The organism is Polaromonas sp. P4_F6, from assembly GCF_056401275.1.
Genome location: NZ_JBFUJQ010000007.1, coordinates 264,339 through 279,186 on the forward strand (window position 1 = coordinate 264,339; position 14,848 = coordinate 279,186).

Annotated in this window: 10 protein-coding genes; 7 read left to right on the top strand and 3 right to left on the bottom strand. The window is 60.0% G+C overall.

Features of this window, described 5'->3' with window-relative positions; all coding sequences use genetic code 11:
* Positions 1–136: 136 nt before the first annotated feature.
* The 6 genes from paoA to AC1DUN_RS17850 all read left to right on the top strand — a co-directional run bounded on the left by paoA (position 137) and on the right by AC1DUN_RS17850 (position 10,235).
* Positions 137–784 (top strand): aldehyde dehydrogenase iron-sulfur subunit PaoA, encoded by a 648-nt coding sequence (paoA, locus tag AC1DUN_RS17825; protein WP_477715126.1) that lies wholly within the window; start codon positions 137–139, stop codon positions 782–784.
* On the top strand, positions 781–1,737 hold the full coding sequence (locus tag AC1DUN_RS17830; RefSeq protein WP_477715127.1) for an FAD binding domain-containing protein: 957 nt from the start codon (positions 781–783) through the stop codon (positions 1,735–1,737). The genes paoA and AC1DUN_RS17830 overlap by 4 nt, the downstream gene beginning before the upstream one ends.
* Positions 1,734–3,953: an aldehyde oxidoreductase molybdenum-binding subunit PaoC gene (paoC, locus tag AC1DUN_RS17835; protein WP_477715128.1), complete on the top strand. Its 2,220-nt coding sequence runs from the start codon at positions 1,734–1,736 to the stop codon at positions 3,951–3,953. The genes AC1DUN_RS17830 and paoC overlap by 4 nt, the downstream gene beginning before the upstream one ends.
* Before the next feature lie 305 nt (positions 3,954–4,258).
* Positions 4,259–5,809 carry a type I restriction-modification system subunit M gene (locus AC1DUN_RS17840; RefSeq protein ID WP_477715129.1) on the top strand — a complete coding sequence of 517 codons (1,551 nt, stop codon included), beginning with the start codon at positions 4,259–4,261 and terminating at the stop codon, positions 5,807–5,809.
* Positions 5,806–7,047 carry a restriction endonuclease subunit S gene (locus AC1DUN_RS17845; protein WP_477715130.1) on the top strand — a complete coding sequence of 414 codons (1,242 nt, stop codon included), beginning with the start codon at positions 5,806–5,808 and terminating at the stop codon, positions 7,045–7,047. Before AC1DUN_RS17840 ends, AC1DUN_RS17845 begins: the two co-directional genes overlap by 4 nt.
* A gap of 2 nt (positions 7,048–7,049) precedes the next feature.
* Complete coding sequence (locus AC1DUN_RS17850) at positions 7,050–10,235, top strand: type I restriction endonuclease subunit R (RefSeq protein WP_477715131.1); 3,186 nt, start codon at positions 7,050–7,052, stop codon at positions 10,233–10,235.
* Between the two features lie 27 nt (positions 10,236–10,262).
* On the opposite strand, the gene AC1DUN_RS17855 is transcribed toward AC1DUN_RS17850, so the two are convergent.
* Genes AC1DUN_RS17855 through AC1DUN_RS17865 form a run of 3 tightly spaced genes read right to left on the bottom strand, consistent with a single transcriptional unit; the run spans position 10,263 to position 13,609 of the window.
* Positions 10,263–11,042 (bottom strand): citryl-CoA lyase, encoded by a 780-nt coding sequence (locus AC1DUN_RS17855; protein ID WP_477715132.1) that lies wholly within the window; start codon positions 11,040–11,042, stop codon positions 10,263–10,265.
* A 19-nt stretch (positions 11,043–11,061) separates the two neighbouring features.
* Positions 11,062–12,588, bottom strand: coding sequence for a class I adenylate-forming enzyme family protein (locus tag AC1DUN_RS17860; protein WP_477715133.1), 1,527 nt, complete (start codon positions 12,586–12,588; stop codon positions 11,062–11,064).
* A 25-nt stretch (positions 12,589–12,613) separates the two neighbouring features.
* Complete coding sequence (locus AC1DUN_RS17865; RefSeq protein WP_477715134.1) at positions 12,614–13,609, bottom strand: Bug family tripartite tricarboxylate transporter substrate binding protein; 996 nt, start codon at positions 13,607–13,609, stop codon at positions 12,614–12,616.
* 160 nt (positions 13,610–13,769) lie between these two features.
* Here AC1DUN_RS17865 and AC1DUN_RS17870 point away from each other — a divergent pair, with 160 nt between their 5' ends.
* The gene (locus tag AC1DUN_RS17870; RefSeq protein ID WP_477715135.1) at positions 13,770–14,573 is read left to right on the top strand and encodes an IclR family transcriptional regulator; all 804 of its coding nucleotides are present in this window, start codon (positions 13,770–13,772) and stop codon (positions 14,571–14,573) included.
* Positions 14,574–14,848 lie beyond the last annotated feature (275 nt).

Below are 14,848 nucleotides of genomic sequence, written 5' to 3' on the forward strand. Positions count from 1 at the left end.
CTGGGTGCATAAATTGCGTCAGCCGACCATAAGCCTGGGCCGACGGGCTGGCCAGGTGACGTCCTACATGGTGCCTTGTGCCACACGCGGATGCTCGATCTTCGCTTTGCTGGTTTAATCACAAAGGTGACCTCCCATGAACAACCCCGACCGCCTCACCGTATCCCGGCGAGGTGTGCTGATCGCTGGCGCCGCCTCGGCGGCCGCCGGCTCACTACACACTGAAACCATGGCCGCACCTGTATCCCCCCAACCTGCCGCTGGCGCCGTGCCCACGGCCCGCGTCACCCTCGAAGTGAACGGCCAGGCGCACACGCTGGACCTCGACACCCGCACCACGCTGCTCGACGCCCTGCGTGAACACCTGCACCTGACCGGTACCAAAAAAGGCTGCGACCACGGCCAGTGCGGCGCCTGCACCGTGCTGCTGGACGGCGAACGCATCAATGCCTGCCTCACGCTGGCCGTGATGCACGAGGGCACGAAAGTCACCACCATAGAAGGCCTGGGCACACCGCACAGCCTGCACCCTATGCAGGCCGCGTTTGTCAAACACGACGGCTACCAGTGCGGCTACTGCACGCCGGGGCAGATCTGCTCGGCCGTAGGCGCGCTCGACGAAATGCGCCGCGGCATTCCCAGCCATGTGAGCGCCGACCTCAACACCCGCCCCCTGCTGTCGCCCGATGAACTGCGCGAACGCATGAGCGGCAACCTCTGCCGCTGCGGCGCCTATTCCAATATCGTCGAGGCCATCACTGAAGTTGCAGGGAGGGCGGCATGAAACCTTTCAGCTATGAACGCGCCGGCAGCCCGGCCGAGGCCGCGGCCGCCGTCATGCGCCACCCCGGCGCCAAATTCATCGCGGGCGGCACCAACCTGCTGGATCTCATGAAGCTGCAGATCGAGGCGCCCACGCACCTGGTCGACGTCAACGGCCTGGCGCTCAACAAGATAGAAGCCACGCCCGAAGGCGGGCTGCGCATAGGCGCTCTGGTGCGCAACACCGCGCTGGCCGCCGACGAGCGCGTGCGGCGCGACTACGGCGTGCTCGCGCGCGCGGTGCTGGCCGGCGCTTCGGCCCAGCTGCGCAACAAGGCCACCACCGCCGGCAACCTGCTGCAGCGCACGCGCTGCCCTTATTTTTACGACACCGACCAGCCCTGCAACAAGCGCCAGCCCGGCAGCGGCTGCAGCGCCCTGGGCGGCCACACGCGCCAGCATGCGGTGCTGGGCGCCAGCCAGGCCTGCATCGCCACCCACCCCAGCGACATGGCCGTGGCCCTGCGTGTGCTCGACGCCACGGTGGAGACCGTCAAGCCCGACGGCGCGAAACGTGTGATCCCGATTGCCGACTTCCATCGCCTGCCCGGCGACACGCCGCATGTGGAGACGGCGCTGCAGCCCGGCGAGCTCGTCACCTCGGTCAGCCTGCCCAGGCCGGCGGGCGGCACGCACATCTACCGCAAGGTGCGCGACCGCGCGTCTTACGCCTTCGCGCTGGTCTCGGTCGCGGCCGTTGTGCAGCCTGACGGCTCGGGCCGTGTCGCCCTGGGCGGCGTGGCGCACAAGCCCTGGCGCGACGATGCGGCCGATGCCGCCTTGCCGCAGGGCGCCAAAGCCGCGGCGGCGCACCTGCTCGCCGGCGCCACCACCACCGAAGACAACGCCTTCAAACTGCCACTGGTGGAGCGCACCCTCGCCGCCGTGCTGGCCCAGGCCAGGAGCGCCGCATGAAATTCGATACCCCCGCCACCAGCAACCCGATTGACCAGCTCAAGGTCATAGGCAAACCCACGGACCGCATAGACGGCCCGCTCAAGACGACCGGCGGCGCGCCCTATGCCTATGAGCGCCACGACGCCGTGCCGGATCCGGCCTATGGTTATATCGTCGGCGCCGGCATCGCCAAGGGCCGCATCGCCTCCATGGATTTGGACGCCGCGCGCGCCGCGCCCGGTGTGCTGGCCGTCGTCACCGCGCGCAACGCCGGCAAGCTCGGCAAGGGCAAGTTCAACACCGCCAAACTGCTGGGCGGGCCCGAGATAGACCACTACCACCAGGCCCTCGCGCTGGTGGTGGCCAACACCTTTGAACAGGCGCGCGCCGCCGCGCAGCTGGTGCGCATAGCATACGAACGCGCGCCGGGCAAGTTCGACCTCGCCGCGCAAAAAGAAACCGCGCCGCTGGCCAAGCCTTCCGATTTCGCCGGGCCGTCCGAGACCCAGGTCGGTGACTTTGCGGGTGCTTTTGCCACGGCGCCCGTGCAGCTGGACGCCAGCTACAGCACACCCGACCAGTCGCACGCCATGATGGAGCCTCACGCCACCACCGCCGCCTGGCAGGGCGACAAGCTCACGCTCTGGACGGCCAACCAGATGATCGACTGGAGCGTGGGCGACATGGCTGCAACGCTGGGCATCCCCAAATCCCATGTGCGCCTGGTCTCGCCCTTTATCGGCGGCGGTTTCGGCGGCAAGCTCTGGGTGCGCGCCGATGCGCTGCTGGCCGCCCTGGGCGCGCGCGCGGCGGGGCGGCCCGTCAAGGTGGCGCTGCAGCGCCCGCTGATGATCAACAACACCACACACAGGCCGGCCACCCTGCAGCGCATACGCCTGGGCGCGGGCCGCGACGCCAAGCTCACCGCCATAGGCCATGAATGCTGGTCCGGCGACCTGCCCGAAGGCCAGCCCGAAACCTCGGCCAACCAGACCCGTTTGCTGTATGCCGGCGCCAACCGCTTCACCGCCACACGCCTGGCCGTGCTGGACTTGCCCGAAGGCAACGCCATGCGCGCACCCGGCGAGGCGCCCGGCTTGATGGCCCTGGAAATCGCCATGGACGAGATGGCCGAAAAACTCGGCCTGGACCCGATTGAATTCCGCGCGCTCAACGACACCCAGGTCGACCCGGAACAGGCCGGGCGGCCTTTTTCGCAGCGCCGGTTGATTGAATGCCTGCACCTGGGCGCCGAACAATTCGGCTGGAATCGGCGCCAGGCCCAGCCCGCCCAAGTGCGCGACGGCCGCTGGCTGGTCGGCATGGGCGTGGCCGCGGCCTTTCGCAACAACCTGCTCATGAAGTCAGCCGCGCGCGTGCGGCTCGACAACACCGGTGTGGTCACGGTGGAAACCGACATGACCGACATAGGCACGGGCACTTACACCATCATCGCGCAGACCGCCGCCGAGGTCATGGGCCTGCCGCTGGACAAAGTGCAGGTGCGCCTGGGCGATTCGGACTTCCCCGTCTCCTGCGGCTCAGGCGGGCAGTGGGGCGCCAACAGCTCCACCGCCGGCGTGTACGCGGCCTGCATGAAGCTGCGCGAAACCATTGCCACCCGCGCCGGCTTCACGCCACTGGGGGCTGTTTTTGAAGACGGCATGGTCCGCGCCGGCGACCGCGCCGTGCCGCTTGCCCAAGTCGCCCAGGAGGCCGGTGACAAGGGCCTGGTCGCCGAAGACTTCATGGAATACGGCGACCTCGGCAAAAAATACCAGCAGTCCACCTTCGGCGCGCATTTCGTCGAAGTCGGCGTCGACGCCGCCACCGGCGAAATCCGCGTGCGCCGCATGCTCGCCGTCTGCGCCGCAGGCCGCATCCTGAATCCCAAGGCCGCACGCAGCCAGGTCATAGGCGCCATGACCATGGGCGTGGGGGCGGCACTGATGGAAGCACTTGTGGTCGACAAGCGCCACGGCTTTTTTGTGAACCACGACCTCGCAGGGTATGAGGTGCCGGTGCATGCCGACATCCCGCATCAGGAGGTGATCTTTCTTGATGAGACTGATCCGGTGTCTTCGCCTATGAAGGCCAAAGGGGTAGGGGAGCTGGGGATTTGTGGGATTGCTGCCGCCGTCGCCAATGCGGTTTACAACGCGACTGGGGTGCGGGTGAGGGACTATCCCATCACGCTGGATAAGTTGCTGGATCGGTTGCCGATGGTGGTTTGAGGAGCTGCCGGCAATTCCCCCATCAACGAAGTCTTTGCCTGCATGACGGCCATAGCCACGCCGGTACTTTCCCCCACGGACGCAATCGGCGTGGTCATGATTGCGGGCCGCTGGTGCGCTTGATCGAGGCGCGGATGGAGGCGTTAGCTGAAGCCTTGAAGGCTACGGTCGAGGAGACTCGGGTGGCCAGTGGGGCCTCGGGATGTTTAAGAAGAGGGTGCAGGGGAATTTGGGAAAATATTAACAGGCTATGACTATGTGCTTCCTCTGTCAGAATACAAGCGATTCAGACATTCAAGGGCGACATGGCATCAGATCTCGTAGCAGTTGAAAGCCGCCTGTGGGCAGCAGCCGACCAATTATGGGCCAACACTGGCCTCAAACCTTCCGAATTTTCGACGCCCGTTCTGGGTTTGATATTTCTTCGATATGCCGACAAGCGCTTTAGTGAAGCCTGCGAAGCGCTTGAAACTAAAGGTATTCCTGTCGACGAACGCGAGCCGATCGATTACCAAGCCGAAGGCGTAGTGTTCCTGCCGGAAGAGGCCCGATTCTCCTACTTGATCGAACTTACCGAAGGGGCTAATCTTGGCAGAGCCTTAGGAACAGCTATGGCGTTGGTCGAAGAGCACAACCCTGAGTTAAGGGGCGTGCTTCCGCGTGGGTACAACTTACTGCCGAATGCTACGCTGGTGGAACTGCTGCGTCTACTGGCTCCGTTAGACTTGAAAGGCGATGCTTTCGGAAAAGTGTATGAGTACTTTCTAGGCAACTTCGCGCTGAAAGAAGGTCAGAAAGGCGGCGTGTTCTACACGCCTACCAGCATCGTGCGGTTAATCGTCGAAATCTTGCAACCATTCCATGGCCGAATTTTTGATCCTGCTTGCGGCTCAGGGGGGATGTTCGTGCAGTCGGCGGAGTTCGTGCAACGCCATCAAAAGAACCCCACCCGTGAACTTACCGTGTTCGGTACCGAGAAGGCCAGCGATACTGTCAAACTGGCCAAAATGAATCTTGCGGTGCACGGCCTGTCTGGTGACGTGCGTGAGGCTAACACCTACTATGAAGATCCGCATAAAGCCCTTGGCCGATTCGATTTCGTGATGGCCAACCCGCCATTCAACGTCTCCGGAGTGGACAAGGATCGGTTAAAAGACGACAGTCGCTTTGCATTAGGCCTTCCAAATACGGATAACGCCAACTATCTGTGGATTCAACTTTTCGCAGCGAGTCTTAACGAAAATGGTCGCGCAGGCTTCGTGATGGCCAATTCGGCCGGTGACGCGCGTGGTAGCGAACTGGAGATTCGCAAGAAACTCATCCAAAGCGGTGCAGTGGATGTGATTGTTGGAATTGGCCCCAATTTTTTCTATACGGTTACTCTGCCTTGCACGCTGTGGTTCTTCGACCGAGCCAAGACGCGTGGACGACGGAAAGACAAAGTACTGTTTTTGGATGCGAGATCCCTCTTCAAGCAAGTAACGAGAGCGATCCGTGAGTTCACGCCGCAACAATTGGAATTCTTGGCGAACATTGTTCGGCTCTATCGCGATGAGGCACCGGAGTTTGCTGAGGGTAGCAAGACCATGTTCGCGGAGAAGTTTCCTCTGAACTCCTATGGTGATGTTCCGGGCCTCTGTAAGGTGGTGACTATAGACGAAATTGCTGCCGCAGCTTGGAGTTTGAGCCCGGGACGTTATGTGGGATTGGCGCCAGGTCAACATCTCAGTGATCAAGACTTTAACGAGCGGCTCTCCTCTTTGAGCGAAGAGCTCTTTGGTCTCAATGAGCAGGCTCACGAAATAGAAAAACTAGTGCTGCGTAATGTCGCCGATATTCTCGAGTTGCATCGATGACAGCTTGGCCACTCACACAGCTAGATAGCCTCTGCGAAGTAACATCTAGCAAGCGAATTTATGCCGAAGAGCTACGAGCCAGTGGTGTTCCTTTCTATAGAAGCAAAGAAATTATCGAAAAGCTAAATGGCCAAGAGGTCGTCTCAACTCCGCTGTTTATTTCAGAGGAACGATTTCAAGAAATTCTTCGTACAAACGGTGCTCCGATAGCCGGTGATTTGCTTTTGACCTCGCGTGGAACGCTTGGTGTTCCGTATCTAGTTCAGGCCAAAGATCGATTTCATTTTGCCGATGGCAATCTGACGTGGTTTAGAAATTTCAGAGGAATGGAAGGAAGATTTTTTAAATACTTCCTTTTGTCTCCAATCGGGAAAGCGGAATTGCAAAAATGCGTGATTGGCTCATCGCAAGCTGCGTACACAATTGCTTCTCTCAAAAAAATTGCGGTGCCACTTCCTCCGCCAAAGATACAGCAACAGATCGTCTCCGTCCTTTCTGCCTATGATGCATTGATCGAGAATAACAATCAACGCATCGCAGTGTTGGAGGAAATGATCCGGTGCATCTATGAGGAGTGGTTTGTTCAATTTCAAGCTGAGAGACCCAATAACAGTCTCCTTTCTGCAGGAGCAAACAATTTGTTGCCGGTTGGTTGGCGCACTGGATGCTTCGGTGATGTGGCGGATAAGAAGCTTGAGCGATATGTCGATGAACTTCATGCGCAGCTTCCTCTGATTGACCTATCGCGCATGCCTCGACGGTCAAATGCAATCGTAGATGTCGGAGTCTCTTCCGAAATCACCACGGCTCGGACTATTTTTCGGAGACGAAGTGTGTTGTTTGGCGCCATTCGCCCGAACTTCCATAAAGTGCTTTTTGCTCCGTTTGATGGCATCTCGAATGTGTCAGTTCATACCCTTCAATCGAAGGCCCCATTTGGACAGGCTTTTCTGTTTTGTACGGCTTTTTCGGACCGATCTATTGCCTGGGCAGTGCAACATTCCGGTGGAATGAAAATGCCGACCATAAGCTGGGAAGTGCTTTCTCGGATGCCGGTCATCCTTCCAACTGCCGATGTAGCGAGAAATTTCGAAGAAATAGTTATGCCCATGCTTGATAACATCTCAACTTTAGTAAGGCAAAACTTGAATCTTCGAGCAACGCGGGATCTGTTGTTGCCCAGAGTGATATCTAGAGAACTGGACTTACCAATCTCTTCGGAGCTTGAGGTCCGCTGAGCATGACTTCATCACCCGGCGTCAAAGAGATCTCTGCCGGCTACGGTGAACTGGCGCTTGTGGAAGTGCCGACAATTGATCTATTGTCTTCTTTGGGTTGGAGCTTCAAAAATCTGTATGCTGAGACTTTGGGTGAGTTCGGCAGCGAAGGGCGAGAGAGCGAATCCCAAGTTATCCTGACTCGCCGCCTACATGCCGCGCTGGTGGTGCTCAATCCCGGTTTGCCAGGCGATGCCTATGCACAGGCCATCGAGCAGCTCACCCTAGATCGCTCCAAACAGATCGCGGTTAACGCTAATCGAGACTTCTATCGGTTGCTGAAGGACGGCGTAAAGGTGAAGGTGTCGGATGAGCATGGTGGATACGCCATAGAGTCTTTACGCGTGATCGATTGGGAAATACCCGCTAACAACGAGTTCTTCCTCGCGTCACAGATGTGGGTTGCTGGTGACATGTATAGGCGTCGCTGCGATCTGATCGGGTTCGTCAACGGATTGCCATTGGTATTCATCGAACTCAAAAAGCCAAGCGTTCCGCTTAAAAGTGCTTTCGACGACAACCTGCGTGACTATCGCGGGCAGTCGGTGCCACAGCTCTTCCATCCAAACGCCTTCATTCTGCTTTCGAACGGTTCTGACACTAAGGTGGGAACATTGACCAGCGAGTGGGAGCATTTCTTCGACTGGAAACGCGTTGATGAAGAAGGCGAGACCGGAAGGGTTAGCTTGGAAAGAGTGCTAAGGGGATTGTTGGAACCAACTCGACTACTTGATTACATCGAGAATTTCACCTTATTTGAAGAGAGCAAAGGTGGGTTGATCAAAAAAACAGCCAAGAATCATCAATTTTTAGGCGTTAACAAGTCGATCGCTCGTCTAGTGAAACTTCGTCAATCGAGTGAACGTGAGCGTAAGCGCTTGGGGGTGTTCTGGCATACGCAGGGTTCCGGAAAGAGTCTGTCGATGGTGTTTTTTACGCAGAAGGTGCTGCGTAAGGTTCTAGGCAGTTGCACTTTTGTCATTGTTACGGATCGGCATGAATTGGACGACCAGATCAGTAAAACATTCAAGGCGACTGGCGCTACGGCGCGAGAGGACGTACGGGCAACCAGTGGCGAACACCTTCAAGAGCTGCTACGGGGCAACGAACGATATATCTTCACTTTGATCCAGAAGTTCAGAAATGAACAAGGGTTACCCTATCCAGAGCTTTCGCATCGATCCGATGTCATTGTGATTACTGACGAAGCACACCGAAGCCAGTATGACATCTTTGCGCTCAATATGCGTAATGCCCTGCCCAATGCCGGCTTCATTGGATTCACTGGAACGCCGCTGATCGAGGGCGAAGCGGAGCGCACGCGCGACGTCTTTGGTGAGTATGTGAGCGTTTATGACTTTGTCCGCTCCATTGAAGATGGGGCTACGGTGCCGTTGTATTACGAGAACCGTATCCCGGAAGTGCAACTGACAAATGAAGAGCTGAACAAGGACATGGAGGCGATCCTAGAAGCGGCAGAACTCGACGAAGACCAGGAAAAGAAGCTCGAGCGTGAATTCGGCCGCGAATATCACATCATCACGCGCGAAGAACGACTCGAAGCTATTGCGCAAGATATGGTGGCGCACTTCACTGGTCGAGGTTATCGGGGTAAGGCAATGATGGTCTGCATCGACAAGGCGACAGCGGTGCGCATGTACGACAAGGTACAAAGACATTGGAAAGTAGAGATTAGCCGCCTGAAGGAAGAGCTAAAGCCTGCACGGGGTGACGCACGCGAAGCGTTGATTGCCCGCATTCACCTGATGGAGACCACGGATATGGCCGTGGTGGTGTCTCAAGGCCAGAACGAGGTAGAAGATTTGCGGGAGAAGGGGTTAGATATCGCTCCGCATCGCCAACGCATGCTGAGAGACTCTTTGGACGAGAAGTTCAAAGATGAGAAGAATGAACTGCGCTTGGTTTTTGTCTGTGCGATGTGGATTACTGGGTTTGATGTGCCGACTTGCTCGACGATTTATCTCGATAAGCCAATGCGTGCACATACGCTTATGCAGACGATAGCCAGAGCAAACCGGGTTGCACCAGGCAAGAGTTCGGGGCTCATTGTTGACTATGTTGGTATCTTCCGCGCCTTGCAGAATGCGCTTGCCACCTACGCTAGGCCGACCGTGGACGGGGTAGAGGGCGGTCCAATACTTGACAAGTCCGAACTGGTTAAAGCCTTGAAAGTCTCAATCAATGAAACCGCACTATTTTCCGAAATTCGAGGTATCAGGCTTGAGATGATTGCCGCATCGCAAGGATTTTCACGCATAGGTTTGATTGACGATGCTGTCGAAGCGTTCCTTGCCAGCGACGCGGACAAGAAGCAGTATTTGCAGATGGCCGGACGTGTTGCTCGTTTGTTCAAAGCAATCTTGCCAGATCCGTTGGCGAACGAACTCGCACCTATAGCCGTACTGATCTCGTACCTGGCTGCAAAGATGCGCGCCGAGACTGAATCGCCCGATATTGCAGCTGTGATGAGCGATGTTGAGAACTTGCTGAATGACTCTATCGCGACGGAGGGATATCGGATTGGGCCAGCGAGCAATCCGGAGGCGCTGATTAATTTGTCAGAGATCGACTTTGAGGCACTCCAATCAAAGTTTGCACAGGGGCATAAACGTACCGAAGCTGAAAAGCTGAAGCGTTTAATTGAAGGAACACTGAAAAACATGCTGAAACTGAACAGCATGCGGGTGGATCTAGCAGACAAGTTTCAGAAGTTGATCGACGCGTACAACGCGGGTAGCCAGAATGTCGAATGGTTCTTTTCTGAGCTCAAGCAGTTCGCTGGAATGCTCACGCAGGAAGAGCAACGAGGCGTCGCAGAGGGTTTAACCGAAGAGGAGTTGGCTCTATTCGACATTCTCACCAAACCAGAACCAGTTCTGACCAAGGCTGAGGAAGCTCAGGTTAAGAAGGTGTGTGGTGAGTTATTGGCGACGCTCAAGCGTGAGAAACTGGTTCTCGACTGGCGTGAGAAACAGCAGGCAAAGGCTGCAGTTATGCAGACATTGAGACTGGAAATGCGCCGACTACCCGAGCAATACAGCAAAGACATCCGGCTCGAAAAAATGGCTCGTGCCTACGCACATGTGTATGACCATTACTACGGTGCGGGGCAAAGCGCCTATCAGTAGGCGAGGCGCTGCTCAATTTCAATTCCCCTAACCCTCCACTCCCACAAACGGCACCGCCCCCTCCACCGTCTCCCAAATAAACCGCCCCGAGGGGCTGTTCTGCTCCTCAACAATATGCGCCACCAAGCCCGCCGCGCGAGAAATCACGGCAAAGCCGCGCATCACGGCGGTGGGCACGCCAATTTCCCCGAGCAAAGCCGCGACGGCGCCGGTGGCGTTGATGGTGATGGGCCGGCCCGCCACTTCATCGACGGCGGCTGAGAGTTGTTCGAGTGCGCGTATTTTGTCCCCAGCCAGTTCAGGTTCGGCGCGGGCCAGCTCTAACAGCTTGTAGGCGCGGGGGTCTACCGGCTTGTGCAAATGGTGGCCGAAGCCGGGGATGGGGCTTTTGAGGGTTTTGTAGTGCTGGGCGATGAGCAGGGCTTCGGCTTCGGGGTCGGCTGCTGATGCGATACGGTCCAGCAGGCCTGAGCAGTTCTCCATGGTGCCCACAAACGAGCTGCCCACGGCCAGCAGGCCGGCGGCTACTGCGCCTTGCAGGTTTTCGGGGGCGCTCATATAGACCAGGCGGGTGGAGATGGCACTGGGCGTGAGGCCGTGTTCCATCAACACAATCAGCACCGCGTCGGTGATGCGCAAGTCCACGCCGCGCGGCGCGCGGTTCAGGATTTGCATGAGCATGACTTCGGTGAAGGTCTTTTTACCCATCAGGTCCTGCACCAGGTCGGCATTGCGGTAATGCAGGCTGGTGAGGGTATGGGTGCACAGGCTGGTGACGGGTTTGGCCTGGGGTTTGGTGCTGCTCATAGGAAGAAGTCTTTCATCATCATGAAGTGGTTGCGGCATCGGCAGCGGCAATGGCCTGCGCGCGCACCGCGCTTTTAAGCACCTTGCCGACCGGCGAGCGCGGCAGGCTGTCGTGGAAGTGAATGTGCTTGGGTGTCTGCACCGGGCCCAGGCGTTCGCGCACAAAGGCAATCAGCTCGGCCTGGCTGGCCTGCCAGCCGGGGCGCAGCTGCACCGCGGCCTGCACGGCTTCGCCCCATTTGTCGTCGGGTAGGCCGAAGACCGCGCATTCATGCACTGCCGGGTGCTGGCCCAGGGCGTTCTCGACGTCGACGGGGTAAACATTAAAACCGCCGGTAATGACCAGGTCTTTGAGCCTGTCCTTGAGGTAAAGGTAACCGCGCTCGTCGATCAGACCGCGGTCGCCGGTGTGCAGCCAGCCGTCAACAATCGTTTCAGCCGTCAGGCCGGGCAGGCGCCAGTAGCCCGACATCAGCAGATCGCCGCGCGCCACGACCTCGCCGACCTCGCCCGCGGGCAGCAGCTGGCCGCCGGGCGCCATGATGGCCACGTCGCTAAACCAGGCGGTGCGGCCCACGGCGGCCCAGTTGCGTTCGTCCTCAAAATCTTCGGGCCGCATCACCGTCAAGATTTGCGGCGCTTCGGTCTGGCCGTAGGTGGTGCCGAGGACCGGGCCGAAGAAGCTGCGCACTTCGCGGATTTTTTCGGGCGGCATGGGGGCGCCGCCGTAGATCAGGCGGCGCAGCTTCGGGAAGTCCGCGCGCGATGCACCGGGCAAGGCCATCAGCATGTAGACCAGCGTGGGCGGCATAAAACTCACGGTGCCGCCCTTGTGCTGGAAGGCCGCGCGCACGGCTTCGGCGCCCGCGCCGGCCAGCAGCACATGGCAGCCGCCCTGGGCCAGTATGGGCAGCAAATAAGTCGAGGTGCCGTGGGTGATGGGCGCGGCCACCACATAACGTTCATGCTCGTCAAAGCCCCAGGCCTGGACCTGGTTGCTGATGGTGGCCATCCAGGCGCGGTAGGTCTGCATCACGCCCTTGGGCAGGCCCGTGGTGCCGCCTGTGAACTTGATGGCCTGCGTCGCCTCGGGCGGCAGCGTGAAGCTGGGGCGCGCCGCGCCCGCGTGCCGCGCGCTCAGGGCCGCCATGCTGGGCGCGCCGTCATTGCCGGCCACGCCGCAGTACACACGCCGGCCTGGTGCACCTGCCAGCAGGGGCGCGCAGTCGGCGTCCAGGATGATGATGCTGGGCTCGGTCGCGTCAATGATGCGGCGGATTTCAGGGGCTGTGCTTTTGGGATTCAGCGGCACCCAGGTCTTGCCGCTGGCCAGCACGGCCAGCAGCGCGGCAATGTGTTCGCTGCTGTTGCCGGCGCAGATGGCGACGCGGCTTTGCGGTTCAGGGTCTATCTCCATCAGCGCGGCGGCAAAGGCCGAGACCCAGGCCGCCAGCGCGTCATAGCGCAGCGTGCCTTCGGGCGCGTCAATCGCAGTGCGCTCGGGCCAGCGCTGGGCGGCGCGCCAGAAAAAATCAATCGGGTTCATGTGAAGCTTTCTTTGCTTTCTTTATCTATTCAGCACGTGCGCCGGACTGTTTCACCACCTCGCGCCAGCGTTTGGCTTCCGACAGCGTCCAGCTGCGCATCTGCGCGGGCGTGCCGGGCTCGGGCGTGGCCGCGAGGTTGAGCAGGCGCTGGCGCACCTCGGGCAGGGCCAGCAGCTTGAGGAGCTCGCTGTTCACGCGCTGCACCACGGCCTGCGGCGTGCCGGCCGGCCCGGCGATGCCGAACCAGGACTGCACGTCAAAACCCGGAAAGCCCGACTCGGCCACCGTGGGCACATCGGGCAGCAGCGGCGAGCGCTGGGCGCTGGTGATGGCGACCGCATGCAGCTTGCCGCCGCGCACATGCGGCAGGACCGAGGGCGCGTTGTCAAACATGGACTGCACCTGGCCGCCCAGCAGATCGGTCACGGCCGGCGCGCTGCCGCGGTAGGGCACATGCAGCATGGGCGCCTTGGCCGCGATCTTGAAGATCTCGCCCGAGAGGTGGATCGACGAGCCGCTGCCCGACGAGGCAAAGGTGATGCCGTTGGGCGATGTTTTGGCGAAGGCCACATAGTCGGCCAGGGTCTTGACGGGCAGCTGCGGGTTCACCACCAGGATGTTGGGCACCTTGGCGATCAGGCCCATGGGCTCGAAGTCCTTGAGCGGATCGTAGCCCAGCTTGTCGTAGAGCGAAGCATTGATGGTGTTGGCGATGGTGTAAACGTAAAGCGTGTAGCCATCGGCCGGCGCGCGCGCGACGATCTCGGCGCCCACATTGCTGTTGGCGCCCGCGCGGTTGTCCACCAGCACCGGCTGGCCCAGCTGTTTGCCAAGCTCGATCGCGACAATGCGCGCAATCACATCGGTCGCGCCACCGGCCGCATAGCCGACGACCAGCTTGATGGGCTTGGCCGGCCAGGCGGCTGCGGGCTGGGCATGAGCGGGCAGGGTGGTGGCGGCGAGGACTGTGAACAGCGCGGCAAGGGCCGCCCGGCGCGATGGGGTCTTGAACAAACTCATATAGCAGTGTCTCCTGTTGTCTCTGTTGTCTCTGTTGTCGGTATGTGGTGCGTGTGCCGGGCTTGGTAACGCTAGCGGCGACAGGGGGAAATTCTTGACCAGGGCCAGCCGGGCAACAAATTCAAACGTCCGGCCAGCGGACGTTTTATAGTCCAGTGCCATGGCCCCGCGTTCTTCCGCTTCCAAACCCTCGGCACCCCTTATCGAATCGGATGAAGGCGGCAGCCGCACCCTGAGGCGCGGCCTGCAGCTGCTGGACGCCGTGCTGCAAAGCGGCCGCGAAGGTTTGCGTGTGGTCGACCTGTGCCGCACAGCCGGCCTGGAACGCGCCACGGTGTACCGCCTGCTGGCCACACTGCTGGAGTCGGGCTATGTCGCGCCGCGCGGCCGCTTCCGTTATGTGGCCGGGCCGCGCCTGGCCCAGCTGCAAACGCCAGCGTCATCACCCTCTGACTTCGCCGCCCGTTTGCAGCCCGTGCTGGCCCGCGTGAGCAAGGCCTGTGGCGACGCGGCCTTTGCCATCGTGCGCGAGGGCCCGGCCTCGCATTGCATCGCACGCCAGGTGGGAACCCACCCGGTACAGATGCTGGTGATACAGGTAGGCACGCGCCAGCCCCTGGGCGTGGGGGCAGCCGGCCTGGCTTTGCTGGCCGCGCTGCCCGAAGAAGACGCGGCGGCAGTCATTGCCGCCAACGCACCCAGCCTGGCGCGTTATGGCGGCATGACGCCGGAGCGGATGGAGATTCTGGTGCGGGCCACGCGCGAAAGGGGTTGGGCTGTGATTGGCAACCACGCGACTGAAGGCGTGTTGGCCGTTGGCGTGGCCGTGGCGGGGCGTGACGGTTTGCCTGCTGCTGCTATCAGTGTGGCTTCTACTATGGAGAGGATGCCTCGGGCGAGGCAGCAGCTAATAGTTCGCTGGATGAAAGAGGCTTTGGTGGCGGTGTTGCCGGACGGGTTGTAGGCCGGTCTTGCTCCGGCGGGCGCTCCTCGGTTCTCTTATCTCCTCTGTTCTCTTGCCGAGGGCAGTTGGCCGGGTCTCGCCCCGGCGGGCGAGGTACTTTTCTTTGCTTCGCCAAAGAAAAGTACCCAAAAGAAAGGCGACCCGCAGTCTGGGTCCCTACGCTGCGCTACGGGCAACCTGCGCTGCTCGACTGCGGAGGGGGTCTGGCTAAACTCGCTACGCTGCGCTTCGCTCAGACAACGCCAGCCCTTATCCCTCCTCCGTCTGCGCTGCTC